This window comes from Acidithiobacillus thiooxidans ATCC 19377 (genome assembly GCF_009662475.1).
Classification (GTDB): Bacteria; Pseudomonadota; Gammaproteobacteria; order Acidithiobacillales; family Acidithiobacillaceae; genus Acidithiobacillus; species Acidithiobacillus thiooxidans.
Genome location: NZ_CP045571.1, coordinates 715,253 through 736,660, shown reverse-complemented (window position 1 = coordinate 736,660; position 21,408 = coordinate 715,253). Strand labels below are relative to the sequence as shown.

Here is a 21,408-nt window from a genome sequence, read left to right as displayed (position 1 = left end):
AACCTTATACTTAGCTATCTAAGTAATTGCAAGAAAAAAATCGGCAGTTCGCGTAGCCGCATTACAGCGACTTTGCTTTACGCCGATTTCTGTTTGGATCCGTCAGGCGATTTTTTTACCTTCAATTTCTACCCGAATATGGACTTTGTTGGAGAGTCCTTCGGGAAGATAGGCTTTCATGCCGTAATTACTGCGCTGAATGGTAGTAACGGCGACAAATCCGGACAAATACCCCCCCCAAGGCTTGGGAAGATATTTCACATCGCCAGCGCCGGTTTCCCTGACCCGAAACATTATCGCCCGGGTAACACCATGCAGGGTCAACTTGCCATAGAGATCGCCCGTCGTTTTGCTGATCGGCTGATAACGGGTGCTGACAAAAGTCACGTCAGGATATTTTTTGACATCAAAAAAGGTCGGGCTGCGGAGATATTTATCGCGAGGGGCGAAGTTTGTAAAAATGCTGGCCGCCGGGATGACAATTTTGGCCGTGTCTTTGGCCGGATCCTGAGTGTTAACGGTATAAGTACCGGAAATCTTGTTGAAACGTCCGCTAAAGGGGCCAATACCCACATGACCAATGGTAAAATAAGCAGCGGAATGCTCTGGATCAATCTGATAGGTGCCACTCGGGTTACCCGTCAGCGCGTGGTAGTGCCCCACCGCAGCTGTGGCCGGCGCCGTTGTCGCCGCCTGGGCCGCTTCCTGCATCATCCCCAAACCCAGACCCAAGCTGATGGAAATGATGAGTAATTGTTTTGAACGCTTGTTTTGCATGATTTTACCCTCTTGCTAATTACCTGAGCCACCATAATGCTGGTAGTTCAAGAATTATAGTATTTATCACAGAGTAAGCATCAAGAGTTTTCAGCAAAAAGGGGCAGAACCAGAGCGGAGTTGATTTTTCACCCGACGCCAGTCTGGCATGGCCGCATCGAGGATGCTCCTGAAACGATCATTGTGCAGGCGCTCCAGCAAATGAGCCATTTCATGTAACACCACATATTCCAGACAAATTTCTGCGTAGCGGGCAAGCTCCAGGCCAAGCCAGATGCGCCGCGCGCGGATGTTGCAGGTACCCCAGCGAGTGCGCATGCGTTTAACGCCCCACTCAGCCACCTTTACACCCAGAATCGGTTCATAGCGGGCAACAATTTTCGGAATGCGGTCTTTTAGTGCCTGACGATAATACTTGTGGAGCAAAGCCTGTCGTTCAGCTTGTGCCGCTTCGGGCGGACAGTACATGTCCATAAAGGCAGCGTCGCGCAATTCAATACGGCCGCGACCAGCCACTGCATGCACCCGGAGTATATAGTCCTGTCCCAAATAGGAATGGGTTTCGCCGGATTGATATTCCAGAACCGGTGACGGAGTCTGATGCTGAAATTGCTGCTGGTGCTGCCTGATCCAGGACAAACGGGCCAGAATGGCCGCACGAATGTCTCCATCTGTCATCGCCCAGGGCGCACTGACTCTTACCTCCCCGTCAGGGGGATAAACCATAATGCGTAAATTCTTCACCGCCTTGCGCGTCAGCTGCAGGTTCAGATCAGCCACCTGAACCATGGTTTTTTCCGGATTGCGCATGAGCCACATCAGGAGAATCGATTCAGGCGATAGGTCGCGGCATTCAGATACAACGCCACGCAGAGCCAGAGTAAATAAGGCAGCAACAACCAGGCGGCCAGCGGCGTGATCCACATAAAAACCAGGAAACAAGCCAACACCAGGAGCAGGAGCAAAACCAGGTCTGCCAGGGCCCAAAGCACCTGATGCCGCCCGAAAAACAGCCATGACCATGCGGCATTACAGAGCAACTGCAGGCCATACAAAGACAAACCCACTGTTCGTAATGGACTGGCCGGGCTGACATAAATCAACGCTGCCGAAAAAGCCATGATAATATACAACAGCGTCCAGACTACTGGAAAAACCCAGGGTGGAGGCGTGCCCTTGGGCTTTTGGAGGCGCGTATACCAGGCGTCCGGCCGAAACAGTGACCCCGTTGTTGCTACCGCCAGGGTAATAGCCAGACTAATCAGGGAAACCAGTGCAAAGTGATCCATGTTCATTTAAGTCGTCGCCCCGCCAAGAAAACGGAATGGCAGATTTTCAGAAGTCTGCAAATTTTATTGCCCGGCAGTGGTTCCGGGAATGCCCACTGAAGCCTTCCACTGCTGCATCTTGCTGATCAGCGGTGACTCCGCGCAAGACTGAGCACTGAGAGAACTACAGGCACTGGCCCATTCACCAGTTACACCGAAAAACTTGGCGGCGGATTGCATTTGCTGTGCCTGAGCACCAGTCGCCGTGGCGCTCATGCTCTGATACTGCGTAGCCCGCGTTTTTGCCCAAGTTGACACATTCTGCCAGCAGTCACTTTGCGCTGTCGAACTCAAAGCAGCACATTTTGCGCTGTCCTGTCGAGCTTTGACCATATCCTGCTGCCACTTTCCAGAAAAGGAAGACGTTGCCGTATTGAGCTGCTGCTGCACTGCGCCTTGGGCACTACTCACTGCCTGATTCGCAGAATTTTTGGCATTTTCCACCGTCCGGGTGACGGGTAGGGTGACAGATTGCGTGGCGCTGGATATGGCTGCGGTGGAGGATGCCAGAGGCGTCAAGGGTAAAGTCGTAGACGAATAATTCACGCTGGGGGCCGAAGGAGCGGGTAAAGTTTTTGGCTGCGACAGAGGCTGGGCAGGGACCTGCAAGGTAGGCGCGGGTGCACTGTAGCTGGATGGCGTGCTAATAGCCGAGGGCACAGGATAAGTATTTTCGGCCTGCGGACCCAAGCCATTATTAGTCGCTGAACCACAGCCAGACAGGGCCAACACGACTCCAGCAAACAACAACGAACTCTGAATGCGACGCATACGGAACCACTCCTTTTGGAATTATGAACAGCTGATCATGGTCACAAGCTTAACATCACTTTCCACACACTCAAGCACTTATCGTTGTGTAATGCTTACCGCCGCCACTTTTTTCGGAATGAATGTGCCGACAACTGCGTTGACCAGTGCCCGGCATATCCCTAGAATACGGGCAATCTATGCGGGAGGGGACACCCTCCCTTTTTTGCATCTTCCATGGTAGACGAGGTGAGAAAGTGCAGGCGGTCCTGGCATTGGCAGACGGCAGTATCTACCGGGGTACAGGCTTTGGCAGCAAGGGTCTGGCCGTCGGTGAAATCTGTTTTAATACAGCGATGACGGGTTACCAGGAAATCTTGACGGATCCTTCCTATCGCGGCCAAATCGTGACCTTGACCTATCCGCATATTGGCAACACCGGGATCAACCCCGAAGACATGGAAGGATCAAAAATATTCTGCTCGGCTCTGGTACTGCGTAATTTACCTCGTACCCCCAGTAACTGGCGCAGTACCCAGACGCTCCCCGATTTTCTGACCCAGCAGGGTATTCCCGCCATTGCCGGTATCGATACCCGCGCACTCACCCGCCGCCTGCGCAATGGCGGCGCTCAGAATGCGGCTTTGCTGGTTGGCGCTGAGGTGAGTGAAAGCGAAGCCCTGGCTGCCGCGCGCGAATTTCCCGGCTTGCTGGGTCGGGATCTGGTGCAGGACGTGGCAGCGCAAAAATCTTCGGAATGGCTTTTGGCCAGTGGCCAGCCCGAACAGGGTTATCAGGCGCGGCCCGTCAGCCATCCGCAATATCATGTAGTGGTTTACGATTTCGGCAAAAAGAATAATATATTGCGTCTGCTCGCCGACCGCGCCTGCCGGATTACCCTGGTGCCTGCCAAAACACCGGCAGCTGAAGTCGTCGCCCTGCGCCCGGATGGGGTGCTGTTCTCCAATGGGCCGGGAGATCCCGAGGCCCTCGATTATGCCCAGCAAGCCATGCGCGACATCATTGCGGCACGAATACCCACTTTTGGGCTCTGTCTGGGACATCAGCTACTCGGCATCGCCTTGGGTGCCAAAACCATCAAAATGAAATTCGGGCATCATGGTGCCAATCATCCGGTCAAAGACCTGCGCAGGGGTCGGGTATTAATTACCAGTCAAAACCACGGGTTTGCGGTGGACGCCCAAAGCTTGCCGGACTGCGTGCGTATTACGCATACCTCCCTGTTTGATGGCAGTTTACAGGGTATGGCCCATAACAGCCTCCCGGTTTTTTCCTTTCAGGGACATCCGGAAGCAGGACCCGGCCCCCACGATGCCAGCATCATTTTTGATGATTTCGTAGTTGCCATGCATCAATACGGAGCCCAAACCCATGCCTAAGCATCAAGATATTCACAGCGTCCTGCTGATTGGCGCCGGCCCCATTGTCATTGGTCAGGCCTGCGAATTTGATTACTCGGGAGTTCAAGCCTGCAAGGCATTGCGCGAGGAAGGCTGCCGCGTCATTCTGGTCAATTCCAATCCGGCGACCATCATGACCGACGCGCAAACGGCTGATGCGACCTATATTGAGCCTGTGGAGTGGCAAACAGTAGCGCGCATCATCGAAATGGAGCGCCCGGATGCCATTTTGCCGACGATGGGTGGCCAGACTGCTCTGAATTGTGCGCTGGATCTGCACCGTGAAGGTATTCTGGAAAAGTTCGGAGTGCGCCTGATCGGGGCCTCGGTAGAAGCCATTCGCGAAGCCGAGGATCGGGGGCTGTTCAAAAAAGCCATGCAGGAAATTGGTCTGGAAGTGGCGCGTTCGGCTTTTGGGCACGATATGGACGGAGCCCGCCAAATTGCCGAAGATATTGGTTTTCCGGTCATTATTCGACCTTCGTTCACTCTCGGCGGCACGGGTGGCGGCATTGCCTACAATCGCGAGGAGTTTGAGGATATTGCCTCGCGGGGTCTGGAGGCCAGCCCTACCCACGAAATTCTTATTGAAGAATCCATAATTGGCTGGAAAGAATTTGAAATGGAGGTGGTCCGGGATCAAGCAGATAATTGTATTATTGTCTGCTCTATCGAAAACATGGATCCCATGGGGATTCATACCGGTGACTCTATTACCGTAGCCCCCGCCCAGACCCTGACTGACCGTGAATATCAGCGCATGCGTGACGCCTCCATAGCTGTCCTGCGCCGCATTGGCGTGGACACCGGCGGTTCCAATGTCCAGTTTGCGGTGAATCCGGTGGATGGTCGCCTGATTATCATCGAAATGAATCCGCGCGTTTCCCGCTCCTCCGCCCTGGCATCCAAGGCTACCGGCTTCCCCATTGCCAAAATTGCGGCCAAGCTGGCCCTGGGATACACCCTGGACGAATTGCGCAATGATATCACCCAGGCCACTCCTGCCAGTTTTGAACCGACCATCGACTATGTAGTCACCAAAATACCCCGCTTTGCTTTCGAAAAATTCCCGGAAGCCGACGCGCACCTGACCACCCAGATGAAATCTGTGGGGGAAGTGATGGCCATTGGCCGGAGTTTTCAGGAATCCCTGCAAAAAGCCCTGCGCGGCCTCGAAACCGGGGTCGATGGACTGGATGAAAAACTGCCGGGCAATGATCCAGAGACCTTGCAGAAGCTCGAGCAGGAGCTGCGCATAGCCGGTCCGGATCGCCTCTGGTACCTGGCCGACGCCATCCGCCGGGGCTGGGATCAGGACAAAATCCAGCAGATCACACATATAGATCCCTGGTTTCTTGAACAGATTATTGAGCTGGTGCAACAGGAAGAAAAACTGCGTGGAATGCCTCTGGCGAGCCTCGATGCACCCCACTTGCGGGCACTCAAGGCCATGGGTTTTTCGGATCGTCGCCTGGCCCGACTACTGGGCTGCCGTGAATCCCAAATGCGCGAACAGCGCCACAAACTGGGCATTCGCCCCGTTTACAAGCGCGTAGATACCTGTGCGGCAGAATTTCATTCGCCAACGCCCTATCTTTACTCCACTTATGAAATGGAATGTGAGGCGGAGCCTGGAAGCAAACCCAAAATCATGATTTTGGGCGGTGGTCCCAATCGCATTGGTCAGGGTATTGAGTTTGACTACTGTTGCGTCCATGCCAGCATGGCACTCCATGCCGATGGTTTTGAAACCATTATGGTCAACTGCAATCCGGAAACCGTGTCTACCGATTATGACACTTCCGATCGCCTTTATTTTGAGCCCCTGACCCTGGAAGACGTGCTGGAAATTGTCGCAGTGGAAAAACCTCAGGGCGTCATTGTTCAGTTTGGCGGCCAGACCCCTCTCAAACTGGCCAACGATCTTGAAGCAGCCGGCGTACCCATCATCGGTACGACTCCGGATTCCATTGATCTGGCTGAAGATCGCGAACGCTTTCAGCAACTGCTGCAGCGCCTGGGTCTCCGCCAGCCGGAAAACGCCATTGCCCGCAGCGCCCCGGAAGCATTGAGCAAAGCCAGGGAACTGGGTTATCCGCTGGTTGTTCGTCCCTCCTATGTACTGGGTGGCCGGGCCATGCGTATTGTTTACGCTGAAGCAGACCTGCAGCGTTACATGGAAGAAGCCGTCCGTATTTCCAACGATCAGCCCATTCTCCTGGACCGCTTTCTCAATGATGCTCTGGAAGTGGACATCGATGCCGTTGCCGACCAGGATGGCCAGGTCATTGTTGCAGGGATCATGGAACATATTGAGCAGGCTGGCGTTCATAGCGGCGACTCGGCCTGCTGTTTGCCGCCCTACTCTCTCCCTGAAAACATCCAGATTGAATTGCGGCGGCAAACCGTGGAACTGGCTCTGGCTTTGGGTGTGGTTGGCCTCATGAACTGCCAGTTTGCCGTGCAGGAAGACCGGATTTACGTCCTTGAAGTTAATCCCCGCGCATCCCGGACCGTGCCATTTGTCTCGAAGGCCACGGGCTGGCAACTGGCTAAAATTGCCTCACGCTGCATGACCGGCCAGAGCCTGAAAACCCAAGGCATACCCGAAATCCCCAATCCTCCGCATTTCAGCGTCAAGGAAGCCGTATTTCCTTTCATCAAATTCCCGGGCGTCGATATTTTGCTAGGGCCCGAAATGAAATCTACCGGCGAGGTCATGGGCATCGGGGCCAGCTTTGGTGAGGCTTTTCTCAAGGCGCAAATGGGTGCCGGTGAGCATTTTCCATCCTCCGGAACCGTATTTATCAGCGTCCGCGATGCCGACAAAGTCAAACTCACCCCTGCTGCTCGCACCTTGGCCCACCTGGGTTTTCAACTGATCGCCACCAAAGGGACGGCCGAACACCTCCGCCAGCAGGGTCTGGAAGTAAGCACAGTCAACAAGGTGACCGAAGGTCGGCCGCACATTGTAGATGCCATCAAAAATGGTAAAGTACAAATCATCATTAATACCGTGGATGAGCGTCAGTCTGTGCGTGATTCCTTCAGTATCCGCCGGGCTGCCTTACAAATGGGCCTGACCTATTACACCACTCTGGCAGGTGCCATTGCGGGGGCGGAAGCTATTCGTGCCCTGATGCGGGAAGAGCGCAGTGTTCTTCGTCTCCAGGATTTGCAACAAAACTAACCAGTACGAGAGGTTAACATGAGCGATAAAGTCCCCATGACTGTCATCGGCGCACAACGTTTGCGCGAAGAATTACAACGGCTGAAATCCGTAGAACGGCCCGCCGTCATTGAGGCTATTGCCGAAGCCCGTGCCAAGGGCGACCTTTCGGAAAATGCCGAATATGACGCCGCCAAGGAACAGCAGGCGTTTATTGAAGGACGCATTCGTGAGGTGGAGGATTTTCTCTCCCGCGCCCAGGTCATAGACCCCAAGACGCTGAATACCGGTGGAAAAATTGTATTTGCTGCAACTGTCGAGCTGGAAGACGCAGAAGGCAAGGAAGTAACTTATCAGATTGTAGGAGATGCCGAAGCGGACATTAAGGAAAATAAAATTTCCATCAGTTCGCCCATTGCCCGCGCCCTGATTGGTAAACACGAAGGCGATCTGGTAGAAGTGCGCGCCCCTGCAGGTGCCCGCGAGTACACCATTCTCGCCGTACGCTACGAATAAAAACCAGCCTAAGAGCATCCTATCGTGATCCATCATATCTACCTGTTGTTGCTGGCCATGCTGCAAGGGGTTACCGAGCTGTTTCCCATCTCCAGCCTCGGGCACATTATTCTCGTTCCGGCCCTGCTGCACTGGCCCATCAATCGCGACGCGGACTGGTTTTTGCCTTTTGTGGTGGTCCTGCATCTTGCCACCGCCGCCGCTCTCCTGCTGTTTTTCTGGAAAGACTGGGCAGCCCTGATTGGTGGCTTTGTACGGGCGCGGGGCAAGCCCAGCAATCCCCAATCGCGATTATTGTGGATACTATTCGTTGCTTCCATTCCTGCGGGTCTTCTCGGCCTCCTTCTCGCCCATAAAATCCGCTATCTTTTTGGCGGTTTCACTTTTGCGGCCGTTGCATTGATGGCAAACGGAATCATGCTGATCTGGGGTGACCGATTACGCTCCCGTCATCCCAGTCATTCACTGGATAACCTAAGCTGGATGCGCGCCATCATTATTGGCTTTGCTCAATCCATGGCTCTGATTCCCGGGTTTTCCCGTTCAGGTGCCACTCTGGTGGCCGGGATTGGCGTAGGACTGGATTATGAAAACTCTGCCCGTTTTTCCTTTTTACTGGCAACACCGATTATTGCGGCTGCCGGTGCGTTGGAAGTACCCAAACTTTTTCACGCCCACATGCACAGCGGCTTGTTGGGAACCATTTTCCTGGCAGGGGCCCTCGCTGGACTTTGTGCCTGGGGTTCAGTCTGGTTTCTGATGCATTACTTCCACAAACACGAAGTTACCGCCTTGCGCCCCTTCGGAATTTACTGCATCGGTTTCGGGGCGCTGGCATTGCTGATAGGCGGCTAAAAACTGTGCTTGGGAAAGTTCAGGAATGACTATCCGGAGCAAGTAATAAGGCCATGCGTTTACCATTCCAGCTCTGAATCGCCAGAATAATACCCACTGCGGTGAGAATGTAAAACACGCCTTGATCTCCCGCGAGGCCAAGACCCCATCCTCCCAACACCCCGCCCACAAAAATACCCAGAAACTGCATCATGGAATACACGCCACTGGAGGCACCACGCTGTTCGGGAAGGGTGCTGCGGCTCATCATCGAAGGCAATATTGCCGAAGCAATATTATAGCCGGCAAAGAAAATAACCGCGCCAATACCTACGGGCCAAAAATTTCCGGATTCCAGTCCCATAATCAGGGCTCCAACCGCAATGGCGAGACCGCTGACAATCAGCATCTGCCCGTGTTGCTTGTTTTTTTCCGCATAAATTACCGGAAACAGCATGAGCAGCACCGAAAGCAGCATGACCGGCAAATACACTTCCCAGATGCCACTTTCGGGAATGTGCATGGCATTGACCAGTTCTGGAGAAAGCACCACAAAGCTCGCACCCAGAACCATCTGCAAAATGAAAATTCCAACACTGGCCGTGAGTACCGGTGGATGGCGGAACATTTTCATGGCATCCGCCCAGCTACCCATACGATTCTGCTGCGCGTGCGCAATAGGTGGAATAATTTTCCAGAGCGGATATAGCGCCAGCACTCCCAGTGCCGCCGCTACCAGGAACACCCCGGTCAAACCCCAAAGTCCGTAAAATACCGGACCGATAGCAATACCCAGCACATAGGCAACAGCAATACTGCCACCAATGGCCGCCATGGCTTTGGTACGATGCTGATCGCCGGTCAGGTCTCCAGCCGTAGCCAGAAGCACCGAAGACACGGCACCGGCACCTTGCAGTAACCGCGCCAGAATAATGCCATAAATATTGTGGGTCACTGCGCCCAGCAATGAGCCCAGAATAAAAAGGATGATGCCGAAAACCAGCACCTTTTTCCGTCCAAAGCGGTCGGAGGCTGCCCCGAAAGGAAATTGCAAAGCAGCCTGGGCAAGCCCGTAAACTCCAATAGCCAGACCCAGCAACAGGGGCGTACTGTATCGTAACTGGTCATTATCGAGGGCCAGCACTGGCATGAGCATAAACAGGCCGAGCATGCGCGCGACATAAATAAAGCTCAGGCCACTGACAGCCCGTTTTTCCTGCGGACTCATGGACGGGCCTTTCACCCGTCCACGGCGTTTTTCAGAAGAAGCCATAACCCATCACTAGTTTACCAAGGATCAGGGCAGTATAAAGCAAAAACAGATAAGAGATGGAATAAGCGAACATGCTGCGGGCGTATTGATCCATTTCCTGGCCTTCGGGCAGGGCTTTCAGGCGCAAGGCCATGCCCACAAACCAGGCGCCCGAGAGCCAGGCAATGCCACCATAAATCCAGTCTCCGGTCAGAAACGCCGGGATCATGCTGACTACCCAGGTGAGGATGGCGTAGTTCAGGACTTCCTTGCGGGTCCGGTCGATGCCGTGGGTGCAGGGCAGCATGGGTATGCAGGCTTTGGCGTAGTCGCGCCGGCAGTTGATGGCCAGGGGCCAGAAGTGCGCGGGGGTCCAGACAAACACCAGCAGGACCAGAACCACCGGGAGGGCAGCGATGCTGCCGGTGATGGCGGTCCAGCCAATCAGGGGGGGCAGGGCACCCGCCAGCCCACCCCAGACGATGTTCCAGGGGGTGCTGGGTTTGAGGTAGAGAGTGTAGACCACGCCGTAGCCCACGGTGCCGGCCAGGGTCAGAATCAGGGTCAGGGGGTTGGTGCCCCAGGCGAGAATGGCAATGGCGGCGGTCATGAGCAGAACGGCGTAGACGATGGCGCCCCGGCGGCTGATGCGGCCTTCGGCCAGCGGCCGGTGCAGGGTGCGGCGCATGTGCTGGTCGAGGTCCGGTTCGACGATCTGGTTGAGCACGCCGCCCGCACCACCGGCCAGGGCAATGCCGAACAGTCCGGCGAGAGCGGACTGCCAGTGGATCAGGGCGTTGGGGGCGAGTATTTCGCCGACGGCGGCGGTGAAGACCAGCAGGGAGACGACCCGGGCTTTGGCCAGGACCCAGAGGTCATGGAGAAAGAGGCCGGGGCGAAAATTCTGGTGGCGGGCGGCTTCTGTTCCTGCGGCCGACAGAAGGCCGTCGGGGTCGCTGGGGGTAGCGGTGATCACGTGACTTTTCATGCGGGTTCCTGTAGCCGTGTCTCAGCGCCAGACCAGGACAATGGCCAGGGCCATGAGCAGTACCATGCTCTGGTGAAAGGCGACCATGATGCCGGGGTCTTTGGGTTTGAGGCTGACGGCGTGAAAAAGTAAAAATCCAACCGCGAACTGCCCGACAGCCAGATAGAAGGCAATCGGGTAGGCGGGCATCATGTAGCCCAGAGTGGCGACCAGAATGAGGCCCGCCGTGATGTGGGCGGCAATGGTCCACTGCGAGGCTTTCCGGGGTTGTACGAAGGCGCCGATCGCGGTGCCGAAGCCGCGTTGTCCGGTGGTCATGCCCCCCAGAAAGACCGCGAGCAGCAGGGCATGGAGCGCGCCCATGGCACCGAGATAAGTCCAGAAATTGAGACCGGGGTAGGCCAGCCCGGTGAGGTAAACCAGGAACACGCCATAAGCCAGCAGGCCATGGGTGCCGTGCACAAAAGCCGGGGCCCGACCGGCGAGCACGTAGAGGGTGCCCATGCCAAACAGGGCGGTCACGACAATCAGAATCAGACCACTGATGGTGGTGACCGTGGGGGCGAGAATGACCAGTGCCAGGGCAACCAGTCCGACCAGGGTGGCGACGACCCGATGGGCGGCTTCCGGGTCACCCCGGACCATCAGCACAACAATATTGCGGGTGTAGGGCCACTTGGTCCCCAGAGACAGGCCATAACCGAAGCCTTCGACGATGCTGCCGAGCAGGATCAGGACCATGGCAAAGCCGACTTCGCTGGCCTTGAGGCCGTTGACCAGGCCATTCAGCAGTCCGTGACTGCTGAAACCCTGCCAGAGACCTGCCGCCACCGCCAGCAGCAGACCGGCCGTGATGATCCGGCCAATCATGCGCACCGCCGGCGTCATCTCCCCTTCTATGGCGTGGGGAAGTGTTGTATCCGAAACTACTGCGGGCTTTGCTCCCAGGGACGTAGCCATTCTCGTGCTCCTTAGTTACCTGAATCCGAATGAGCGTTCATACCCGGCATGGCTGCCATTCCGGGAGTGGCTGATGCGTGCACGGCAGGTTGCATGGCCGATGACATCACTGACATATCCATGGTCCGCAGATACAGCTGTGAGAACATCCACCAGGTCAGTCCGATGGTAATCAGGAACAGAGGAATAAACAGGACCAGGGCCACCGTATTCCAGATATTGTGCTCGGAAATATCGATATGCAGCAGGAAATAAATCTGGGCAATCACGGCAATTCCCGCACACACTGAAATCACCATCAACAAACCGAAAGGTGGAACCGAATGAGAGGTCACCAGAAAAGTTGCCACCAACATCAGGAAAGCCGAAATGGCAAAACCCAGAAAGTAGCCCTTGGAAGTGGACAGTTGCACTTCCGGATGCATGGTCGGATCTGCGGCACCGTGACTCATGATATGTATCCCCACAAGTAGACAAAGATATAAACAAAAACCCAGATCACCGCCTGCAAATGCCAGAACATCCGCAGGGTGAGCAGACGACCCACCGTTTCCTCGGTAAAGCCCTTGGTCATCACCTGAGCAATCATCACCAGAATCCAGATCAAGCCGAAGAAAATATGGGTCGCGTGCACCTGAGTCAGCACCATGAATGCCGACATGCCGCCGCTGCTGGCAAGGGTAATACCCATGGAATACAGATGACTCATGTCACGAATATCCAGAACCAGGAAAACCACACCCAGCACAAAAGCTGCCAGCATACCGTTGATCAAGCCGCTCTTGTTTTTGTGCTTCAGGGCATTCATACCGAAACCATAAGCCAGAACACTCAAAAACAGGGCGATGGTCTGGGCAAAGGTGTACCAGGGTTTGACGAATTCAGCAGGGGTCGGCCCACCGAAATAACTATGTTGATAACTCAGCACCCCATAAGCGGCAAACAATGTCGCGAACAACATACCGTCGCTGAGCAGGTACAAAAAATATCCCAGGGTGCGGGTGGAAATCACATCATGGGAATGATGATGGGTATCCCACAATTCCGCTTTTTTGGGATCAACCGTACTGGCATGTGAACTCATAATTAAAACTCCTCAATTCGTGAGTAGCGCAGACGTCCGTTGTGCTGAATGCCGCCTGCGCACTGAAGCCATTCTGTCGAATTTAGAACCGCTTATTTCGACGAATCGTTGCGCTGATAGGCCATGGCATTACCCACTACCCCACCGCTGACGGGATGGCTGTGATGACTGTCGGCAATTTGCGCCTCACGGCGATAGGCCTCTTCTTCCATCCGCTGCAACTCGGCACCGGTGATGATGTAGCCGGGGTCTCCCCTGAATGAACGGATAATCATCAACCCGATGATGGCCAGCAAAGACACAAGACAGAGCCACCAGATGCGCCAGGTCAGCGCGAAACCGAGCACGAAAGTCAGGCCGCCCATAATGATGGCCACACCCGTGTTGTTGGGCATGTGAATGTCTTCGTAATGTTCAGGACGGACGTTGTCGATACCATGCTGCCGGCGCCATGCCACTTCGTCCCGTTCATTGATATGGGGAAGCACTGCAAAGTTGTAAAACGGCACGGGAGAATGGGTCAGCCACTCCAAGGAACGTGAGGTTCCCCAGGCGTCCGCACCCACACGATTTTTCGCATGATCCCGTACGCTGACATAAAGCAGGATGAAAAAGGCCAATACCGACAGGGTATAAACGACAATGCCGAGTTCCATGACGTCCAGATAAGGCTGCCATCCGGTATTGAATACATATTCCAGACGCCGGGTCATGCCCATGAAGCCGAGCATGTACATGGGCACGAATACCAGTGCCGTGCCAGCGGAGAACAACCAGAACATGGTTTTCGCCCAGAACTCATCCAGCTTGAAACCGAACACTTTTGGAAACCAGTACAGAACAGAGCCAAAAATGGCGTAGACGATAACCAGCAACATGGAGTGAAAATGTGCAACCACAAACACGCTGTTATGAACCATGTAGTTGATGGCAGGAATGGCCAGCATCATGCCGGTCAAGCCCCCGATCAGCAGCAGAAACAGCGCGCCAATCGCCCAGAGCATGGCAGCGTTGAAGGTCAGGCGCCCCCGGTACATGGTAAATGCCCAGTTGAACACCTTCACCCCGGTAGGAATGCCTACCAGCATGGTGGCCACACTGAAAGCCGAATTGACATAGGGGCCTGCACCCATGGTGAAAAAATGATGTAGCCAGACCAGCCAGGACACCCCGGCAATCGCCATACTGGCCAGCACCATGGTGATATAACCAAACAGGGGTTTTTCAGAGAAAGTCGGGAAAATTTCCGACATCATGCCGAAAGCCGGCAAGATTACGAAATACACTTCCGGGTGACCCCAGATCCAGAACAGGTTGGTATAGAGCATCAAATTGCCGCCCATACCGGCCGTGAAGAAATGCGCACCCAGATAGCGATCGGCAGCAACCAGAGCCAAGGCAATCTGCAGGGCCGGGAAAGAAGTCAAAGCAATGACGTTGGCCGACAGTGAGGCCCAGACAAAAATCGGCAACTTGCCCCAGGTCATGCCGGGAGCCCGCATTTTAATGATTGTGGCGAGAATGTTGATACCGCCCAGGGTCGTACCCAAAGCCACCAGTTGCAGGGTCCAGATCCAGTAATCCACACCCACACCCGGACTGTACTGCATTTCAAAAATCGGCGCATATTCAAACCAGCCGTTGTGGGCAAAATCCCCCACAAACAGGGAAATCATGATCAACGCCGCAGCCGCAGCGGTAATCCATAATCCCAGGGCATTCAGGTAGGGATAAGCCATATCCCGGGCACCAACCTGGATCGGCACGATAATGTTCATGAAGCCAACCAGCAACGGGGTTGCTGCCAGCAAAATCATGATCAGACCGTGGGCACTATAAACCTGACCAAAGTGAAAAGGGGTCAGATAACCATGCAGAGATCCGAACACCCCGGAAGAATGTGGACCCACGGCCCAGACCTGCTGGGTACGAATCATCAAACCATCGATGAAGCCCCGAAACAGCATCACCAGACCGATGATGATGTACATGACACCGAGTTTCTTATGATCAACCGTAGTCAACCATTCTTTCCAGAGATAAGTCCATTTACCGTAATAGGTAATCAGACCAATGATGGCAATGGCCCCGATGACCACCGCTACGAAGAGCGGTGCCAGAATCGGATTGGCATAGGGAATCTGCGACCAGGCGAGACGCCCCAGAAGAGGGCTCCAGCCCCCAGGTAAATCTACGAGCATGTGATGATCCTCCGATTAATCGCGATGTTCAGCGGCTTGCTTTTTCATGTAGTCAACCATGTTTTCCGTCATCATCGGCGGGATTGGCCAGGTTTTTCCGCGCATCACTTCAGTCATGACATGATCAAACAGACCCGGCTCCACTGAAGAGAAGTAAACCAAGTGGTGATTGACATTAATGAAAGGCTCCGCGAAACGGTTAAAGCTGGCATAGGTCATGCTGCCAGGGGCCTGCTGCACTTTTTGCACCCATTGCGCAAAGTCTGCCTTGTCAACCATCTTGGTTTTAAAAGTCATCCAGGAAGTACCTGCACCGGCATAGTCAGAAGCAATACCTTGATATTCACCTGCATGATCACTTAACAAAGCATTTTTGGTACGCATACCGGGCATTACGTCAATCATGCCGACCAGCTGGGGAATGAAGAAGGTTGTGGTCACGGCACTGGAAGTCAGACGAAAGAAAACTGGAGTGTGTACCGGCAGAACCAGCTCGTTGGCTACCGCCATGTGATATTGCGGATAAACAAATAACCACTGCCAATCCGTAGCAATGACATCCACTTCCACCGGGTCCCCATTAGGCTTCATATGGTGGGTGATGACCGTCGGATTATAAGGGTTGATTTCGAAAGTTCCCCTGACGGCAAAGTAGGACAGAAATCCGACGGCAATGATTGGGATACCCCAGACAAACACTTCAATAGTGTTGGAATGAGACCAGTGCGGATCATACATGCCCCGGTTCTTGCCTTTCTGATAACGCCACATGAACCAGACCACCAGCAAGGCTGTCAGTCCGACAATCGCACCCATGATCAGTACATCCACGATCATGTAAAACAAATCGGTTTTGGCCATGACCCCCTTGGGATCGAATATCCAGAAAGGGTTATGTGCGCAACCACCCAGCAACAAAACGGGAGCCAACGCCGCAGCGCGCCACCCCTTTTTCAGCCAGTTCCTCCAATTTAAATCCATTATGTATTTCCCCCTGGCGGACAACAAATGATCCGCAATAAAACAAGATAGCGGTTACTATCCAATCAGCTTTGATTAAAACAATACAAACTTATACTTTTTATGCTAATTCGAATCTCGGGTGTAAAAGTAGTGCAGAGAAGCCTGCAAATCAATAGAACATCCCCACAAATATTTTTGGGTTAATAAAAGTCTCATTAGTGCTATGAATATATTTAATTTTTTATTACGAATATAATAATACTCTTATTTTGTTATATTACAAAAAATCAATAACAATCATTTTGTTATTGCGAAAATTAAAATTTAAAAAACATTACTTCAATGTTTAATGTTGTATTAAACCGCTTATAATTTCTTCTCTCGCATTGAATAGATTTAGAATGTATCAACAAGATAATCTAAAAAATAATATATTATTATATTTTTATTAATATTTAAAATGGCCTGATTTACGACTGTATATTATAAAAATACAAGATTAACCTTACATATATTTTTATTGTTTCAGCAGACTTTTGTGTTACACTTTTCTCATGAACCAGCAGCCCTATATTCTATTTCTGCTCAGTAGCGCCCGGGTTTTGCAACTCCGGGATGGCACCGGGGTACCCACTGGCTTCTGGGCCGAAGAATTGGTCGTTCCGTGGAATCTGCTGAAAAACTCTGGCTGGACTTTGTCTATTGGTACGCTAGACGGCAGTATCCCCATAGTAGATCCGGAAAGTCTGGATCCTGCCAATCTCAACCATGACTCGCAAAAAGCCAGCGAACTGGCGAAGCAGATCACCTGCATACCCGAACTGGAGCATCCTGTTTCCCTGCAAAGTCTGCAGGCCGGGCAGCTGGATCTTATGCAGGGAGTATTTATTCCGGGCGGAAATGGTCCTCTCATGGATTTAGCAAAGTCTGTCGATGTTGCACGCCTTCTCCAGCATTGCCGTGATCATCACAAGGTATTGGCGACCTTATGCCACGGGAGCGCTGCCTTATTGGCGACTGCGCACGATCACAGCGACCCGCCCTTTTCCGGCAATCCGGTCACCTGCTTCAGTGCCGCTGAAGAAGCCGCTACTGCGCTGGCCGGCCGCTGGCCTTATACTCTGGAAGAGCACTTGAGAAATGCGGGATTCCTCGTTAGTGTCGGAGAATCCTGGCAAAGCCATGTGGTCGATGATGCGCAAATTCTGAGTGGTCAGAATCCAGCCTCGGCAGCAGCACTGACGGAAGCTTTTATACAACGATTATTTTTTCAGACTAACAAGGAAAACAGGCAATGAATGCAGATGCTCTCAAAAAAATGGCGGCCGAAGCCGCCCTCGCCTACATCCAGCCCGGTATGGTGGTGGGCGTAGGTACAGGCTCAACCACCAACTTTTTCATTGACGCCCTGGGTGCTGCAAAAATTCATGTGGATGGCTATGTCGCCTCCAGCATTGCTACCGAAAATCGCCTGAAAGCCCAGGGCTTGAATGTGCTGGACCTCAACAGCACCGGTGACATTCCCGTTTATGTAGACGGTGCCGATGAAGCTGACCCGCATTTCCGGCTGATTAAAGGCGGCGGAGCGGCACTGACCCGGGAAAAAATTGTAGCCAGTGCGGCCAGGCTGTTCGTCTGCATTGCCGACGCCAGCAAGGACAAACCCATGCTGGGCAAATTTCCCCTACCCGTGGAAGTCATCCCCTTCGCCCGCAGCTTTGTCGCCCGACAACTGGTCAAGCTGGGTGGGACCCCTACCCTACGCAATGGCGTGACCACCGATAATGGCAATGTCATCATTGATGTCACCGGTCTGGATTTTTCTGATCCGGTGAAAATGGAGGCCGTCATCAATCTGATTCCGGGCGTGCTGGACAACGGCATTTTCGCCCACCGGCGCGCCGATGTGATGCTCTTCGGTAGCGAAAACGGAGTCATTGAGAAAAAGGCCTGAGCCCTGCTCAAAGGAGAAGTGCCTAATGGAAGGTGAAATCGACCATCGCAGTACCCGGCGGGACTTTACCCACGGGGAGTTGCATCGACACGATCTGGACAGCAATCCCTTTCAGCAATTGGCCACCTGGCTGGCTGCCGCGACAGAGGCGGGTAATTTTGATGCGACCGCCATGGTGCTGGCTACGGCTGATGCTGACGGGCATCCTGATGCGCGCTATGTACTGCTCAAGCATTTTGATGAACAGGGGCTCTGCTGGTACAGCGACCAGCGCAGCCAGAAGGGTCAGGAACTGGCCGCCAACCCGCATGCAGCACTGGTATTCTACTGGCCGGAAAATGATCGTCAGGTGCGCATCAACGGCCCTGTAGAACCCCTGGATACGGCAGCGGCCGAAAGCTATTTTCAACAACGCCCGAGCCGCAGCCGTTATTCTGCTGCGGCGTCCATCCAGAGTCAGGTCATCGCCAGTCGTGCTGATCTGGAAGCGCGTGTTGCCGAATTACAGCAGCGCTATCCTGAGGACAACGTCCCACGCAACCCGGCATGGGGTGGGTACCGGCTGATTCCAGAGCGTTTTGAATTCTGGCAGGGCCGTCGTGACCGCCTGCATGACCGGTTTGTTTATCGGCGTTCTGGTGACGCGAGTCATGCCTGGTTGATTGAACGACTCATGCCCTGAGCCGTCATGGCTCAAAACACTTCAATACGCGCCTCGTAATCCACCAGAATCATGCGATAAATATCGTTGCCAAGCTGCACATGGGCAGATTGCGGTGCCCCGATACGAATGCTGTTGCCTCCCGCCATACTCAAACCGGAAGGGCCGAAATGTTCCTGTTCGATCAGGTCATACAGTAGCGCCTGCAACTCCTGCCTGGGAACCTGACAGGTATTGTCAATGACCTTGCAGGGCTTGCCACGTTTGGTTTTCCCTTCGATGATAACGGCATCGGCACGAACGGGCTGCAAGCCCTCCTCTTCTATCGCTGCATCCTGAATCATATTGATCAAATCTCCTTAAATACCATCCCGAAATAACCAGGGCGCTGATTGTCGACGGGCTGCCTCATAAGCGCGAATGGCTCCTTCATGCTGCAGGGTCAATTGAATATCATCCAGACCATTCAATAACTTGTGTTTGTGTCCGGCATCCATGGGGAAACAATAGCGACTATCTCCCATGGTTTGCACCTCCTGGGCCGGAAGATCAATGCGCAAACGATAGCCGGGGTTAGCCGCCACTTCATGAAACAAATGATCTACTTCTTCTGCGGACAGTCGAATCAACAAAATCCCGTTCTGCACACAATTGTTTGCAAAGATGTCGGCAAAGCTGGGGGCAATTATGGCGCGAAAACCATAATCTGCCAGCGCCCAGGGAGCATGTTCACGACTGGAACCACAACCAAAGTTTTCCCGGGCCAGTAAAATCTTTGCATCAGCATATATCGGCTGATTGAGGATGAATTCAGGGTTTTCCACCTGCCTGCCATCCTGTGCCAGATAGCGCCAGGCATCGAAAAGATGCTTGCCCAGGCCCTGTCGCTCAATGGTTTTGAGAAACTGCTTGGGAATGATGGCGTCGGTGTCCACATTGGGACGATCCAGGGGGACGACAATTGCCTCTAATACGGTAAAAGCTTCCATTATTTCTCCAGTTGTCGCTTGACGAGATATTCCACGGCAGCCACTTCTGCCGAGCAACCCCGCAAGCTCGAAAAAATGCCAATTTCCACCATCCCCAGGCTGCATAAGCCCAGAGCGATGCGCAACACCCAGGAGCCGGCGCGCTTTTTATGGTACGGACCAGTCACGTACATCCACAAAATGTCCGGCAATCGCGGCTGCTGCTGCCATAGCCGGGCTGACCAGATGAGTTCTGCCACCGGCTCCCTGACGCCCCTCAAAGTTCCGGTTACTGGTACTGGCGCAACGTTCTCCAGGCTCCAGACGATCGGCGTTCATAGCCAGACACATAGAACAACCCGGTTCACGCCACTCAAAGCCCGCCGCTTTGAAAATACGATCCAGCCCTTCCGCTTCGGCCTGGGCTTTCACCAGTCCCGAGCCGGGAACCACCATGGCCACTTTTACCGAAGCCGCTTTCTGATGCCCCTTGGCAACAGCAGCAGCAGCGCGCAGATCTTCAATGCGCGCATTGGTACAGGAGCCAATAAAAACCTTGTCGAGCGCTATCGCAGACAACGGGGTGTTGGCCTGCAAATCCATATAGGCCAGAGCGTCCGTCCAGCCCTTACGACGCACCATATCTGATTCCTGGGCAGGATCGGGAATGGTGGCGTTAATTTCTGCAACCATCTCGGGGCTGGTTCCCCAGGTGACCTGAGGCGCGATATCTGCTGCATGGAGACGAATTTCCGCATCAAAGCGGGCATCCGCATCCGAATGCAGTTCATTCCAGGCCGCCACAGCCTGATCCCAGATTCTGCCCACCGGGGCATAGGGACGGCCCCGCAAGTAATCAATGGTTATGGCATCGACGCCAACCATACCCGAGCGCGCGCCGGCTTCAATGGCCATATTGCATAAGGTCATGCGCCCTTCTACCGACAAAGCCTGCACGGCTGGTCCGGCAAATTCGATGGCGTAGCCCGTACCGCCCGCCGTACCCATTTTGCCGATAATGGCCAGCACCATATCCTTGGCGGTGACGCCCCGACCCAGTTCGCCATCCACCCATACCCGCATACTTTTGGATTTGCGTGCCCATAGACACTGGGTCGCCAGCACATGCTCCACTTCCGTGGTGCCAATACCAAAGGCCAGCGCACCCAGCGCACCATGAGTCGCCGTATGAGAATCGCCGCACACCACGGTCATGCCCGGCAGAGTGAGTCCCTGCTCGGGAGCAATTACATGCACAATGCCCTGGCGCGGATCCAGCATGCCGAATTCTTCAATACCGAATTCCGCACAGTTCTGATCCAGGGTATCCACCTGCAAACGGGAAGTCGGATCGACAATACCCGCCGCCCGATCCGTAGTCGGGACATTGTGGTCGGCCGTAGCGATGTTGGCATCAATCCGCCAGGCTTTGCGCCCCGCCGCGCGCAAACCCGAAAAGGCCTGGGGGCTGGTGACTTCATGCAGCAACTGCCGATCAATATAAAGCAATACGGCACCGTCGGCCTCCGTATGCACCACATGGCTTTCCCACAACTTGTCATAAAGCGTTTTTGCTGCCACA

22 protein-coding genes are annotated in these 21,408 nt (G+C 53.9%); 7 read left to right on the top strand and 15 right to left on the bottom strand.

The features are described 5' to 3' along the window. Positions 1-102: 102 nt before the first annotated feature. The 4 genes from GCD22_RS03935 to GCD22_RS03920 all read right to left on the bottom strand — a co-directional run bounded on the left by GCD22_RS03935 (position 103) and on the right by GCD22_RS03920 (position 2,876). A complete protein-coding gene (locus GCD22_RS03935; protein WP_010639534.1) occupies positions 103-777 on the bottom strand; it encodes a YceI family protein in 675 nt (224 codons plus the stop codon). A gap of 90 nt (positions 778-867) precedes the next feature. Next, a complete protein-coding gene (locus GCD22_RS03930; RefSeq protein WP_226825894.1) occupies positions 868-1,587 on the bottom strand; it encodes a M48 family metallopeptidase in 720 nt (239 codons plus the stop codon). An 8-nt stretch (positions 1,588-1,595) separates the two neighbouring features. Next, entirely contained in the window at positions 1,596-2,072 is a 477-nt protein-coding gene (locus GCD22_RS03925) for a TspO/MBR family protein (RefSeq protein WP_031569094.1), read from the bottom strand. 57 nt (positions 2,073-2,129) lie between these two features. Then, positions 2,130-2,876: a hypothetical protein gene (locus tag GCD22_RS03920; protein ID WP_031569092.1), complete on the bottom strand. Its 747-nt coding sequence runs from the start codon at positions 2,874-2,876 to the stop codon at positions 2,130-2,132. Positions 2,877-3,112: 236 nt separating this feature from the next. On the opposite strand from GCD22_RS03920, the gene carA reads away from it, so the two are divergent. Genes carA through GCD22_RS03900 form a run of 4 tightly spaced genes read left to right on the top strand, consistent with a single transcriptional unit; the run spans position 3,113 to position 8,816 of the window. Then, entirely contained in the window at positions 3,113-4,255 is a 1,143-nt protein-coding gene (gene carA / locus GCD22_RS03915; protein WP_031569090.1) for a glutamine-hydrolyzing carbamoyl-phosphate synthase small subunit, read from the top strand. Further along, positions 4,248-7,466 carry a carbamoyl-phosphate synthase large subunit gene (carB, locus tag GCD22_RS03910; RefSeq protein ID WP_031569087.1) on the top strand — a complete coding sequence of 1,073 codons (3,219 nt, stop codon included), beginning with the start codon at positions 4,248-4,250 and terminating at the stop codon, positions 7,464-7,466. The genes carA and carB overlap by 8 nt, the downstream gene beginning before the upstream one ends. An 18-nt stretch (positions 7,467-7,484) precedes the next feature. Beyond that, positions 7,485-7,961: a transcription elongation factor GreA gene (gene greA, locus GCD22_RS03905; RefSeq protein WP_031569085.1), complete on the top strand. Its 477-nt coding sequence runs from the start codon at positions 7,485-7,487 to the stop codon at positions 7,959-7,961. A 24-nt stretch (positions 7,962-7,985) separates the two neighbouring features. Further along, positions 7,986-8,816: an undecaprenyl-diphosphate phosphatase gene (locus GCD22_RS03900; protein ID WP_024894127.1), complete on the top strand. Its 831-nt coding sequence runs from the start codon at positions 7,986-7,988 to the stop codon at positions 8,814-8,816. A gap of 19 nt (positions 8,817-8,835) precedes the next feature. Here GCD22_RS03900 and GCD22_RS03895 read toward each other — a convergent pair whose 3' ends face one another. The 7 genes from GCD22_RS03895 to GCD22_RS03865 all read right to left on the bottom strand — a co-directional run bounded on the left by GCD22_RS03895 (position 8,836) and on the right by GCD22_RS03865 (position 16,261). Next, a complete protein-coding gene (locus GCD22_RS03895; protein WP_024894128.1) occupies positions 8,836-10,023 on the bottom strand; it encodes an MFS transporter in 1,188 nt (395 codons plus the stop codon). A 31-nt stretch (positions 10,024-10,054) separates the two neighbouring features. After that, a complete protein-coding gene (locus GCD22_RS03890) occupies positions 10,055-11,035 on the bottom strand; it encodes a heme o synthase (protein WP_153940448.1) in 981 nt (326 codons plus the stop codon). Positions 11,036-11,056: 21 nt separating this feature from the next. Next, positions 11,057-11,995: a cytochrome C oxidase assembly protein gene (locus tag GCD22_RS03885; RefSeq protein WP_153940447.1), complete on the bottom strand. Its 939-nt coding sequence runs from the start codon at positions 11,993-11,995 to the stop codon at positions 11,057-11,059. Positions 11,996-12,006: 11 nt separating this feature from the next. Then, complete coding sequence (locus tag GCD22_RS03880; protein ID WP_010636935.1) at positions 12,007-12,447, bottom strand: cytochrome o ubiquinol oxidase subunit IV; 441 nt, start codon at positions 12,445-12,447, stop codon at positions 12,007-12,009. Next, positions 12,444-13,079, bottom strand: coding sequence for a cytochrome c oxidase subunit 3 (locus tag GCD22_RS03875; protein WP_031569068.1), 636 nt, complete (start codon positions 13,077-13,079; stop codon positions 12,444-12,446). Before GCD22_RS03875 ends, GCD22_RS03880 begins: the two co-directional genes overlap by 4 nt. Before the next feature lie 92 nt (positions 13,080-13,171). After that, positions 13,172-15,280 carry a cbb3-type cytochrome c oxidase subunit I gene (locus GCD22_RS03870; RefSeq protein WP_031569066.1) on the bottom strand — a complete coding sequence of 703 codons (2,109 nt, stop codon included), beginning with the start codon at positions 15,278-15,280 and terminating at the stop codon, positions 13,172-13,174. Between the two features lie 15 nt (positions 15,281-15,295). After that, positions 15,296-16,261 carry a COX aromatic rich motif-containing protein gene (locus GCD22_RS03865; protein WP_010636938.1) on the bottom strand — a complete coding sequence of 322 codons (966 nt, stop codon included), beginning with the start codon at positions 16,259-16,261 and terminating at the stop codon, positions 15,296-15,298. 518 nt (positions 16,262-16,779) lie between these two features. Here GCD22_RS03865 and GCD22_RS03860 point away from each other — a divergent pair. The 3 genes from GCD22_RS03860 to pdxH are packed head-to-tail and all read left to right on the top strand — an operon-like array spanning position 16,780 to position 18,879. Beyond that, entirely contained in the window at positions 16,780-17,541 is a 762-nt protein-coding gene (locus GCD22_RS03860; RefSeq protein ID WP_226842621.1) for a type 1 glutamine amidotransferase domain-containing protein, read from the top strand. Next, positions 17,538-18,197 (top strand): ribose-5-phosphate isomerase RpiA, encoded by a 660-nt coding sequence (gene rpiA, locus GCD22_RS03855; RefSeq protein ID WP_031569059.1) that lies wholly within the window; start codon positions 17,538-17,540, stop codon positions 18,195-18,197. Before GCD22_RS03860 ends, rpiA begins: the two co-directional genes overlap by 4 nt. 25 nt (positions 18,198-18,222) lie before the next feature. Further along, on the top strand, positions 18,223-18,879 hold the full coding sequence (gene pdxH, locus GCD22_RS03850; RefSeq protein ID WP_031569057.1) for a pyridoxamine 5'-phosphate oxidase: 657 nt from the start codon (positions 18,223-18,225) through the stop codon (positions 18,877-18,879). Positions 18,880-18,890: 11 nt separating this feature from the next. Here pdxH and GCD22_RS03845 read toward each other — a convergent pair whose 3' ends face one another. Genes GCD22_RS03845 through leuC form a run of 4 tightly spaced genes read right to left on the bottom strand, consistent with a single transcriptional unit; the run spans position 18,891 to position 21,407 of the window. Beyond that, a complete protein-coding gene (locus GCD22_RS03845; RefSeq protein WP_031569055.1) occupies positions 18,891-19,202 on the bottom strand; it encodes a hypothetical protein in 312 nt (103 codons plus the stop codon). Positions 19,203-19,217: 15 nt separating this feature from the next. After that, entirely contained in the window at positions 19,218-19,847 is a 630-nt protein-coding gene (leuD, locus tag GCD22_RS03840; RefSeq protein WP_031569053.1) for a 3-isopropylmalate dehydratase small subunit, read from the bottom strand. Beyond that, positions 19,847-20,014 carry a hypothetical protein gene (locus GCD22_RS03835; protein ID WP_153940446.1) on the bottom strand — a complete coding sequence of 56 codons (168 nt, stop codon included), beginning with the start codon at positions 20,012-20,014 and terminating at the stop codon, positions 19,847-19,849. Before GCD22_RS03835 ends, leuD begins: the two co-directional genes overlap by 1 nt. Then, entirely contained in the window at positions 19,995-21,407 is a 1,413-nt protein-coding gene (gene leuC / locus GCD22_RS03830; protein ID WP_031569051.1) for a 3-isopropylmalate dehydratase large subunit, read from the bottom strand. Before leuC ends, GCD22_RS03835 begins: the two co-directional genes overlap by 20 nt. Between the last annotated feature and the right edge of the window lies 1 nt (position 21,408).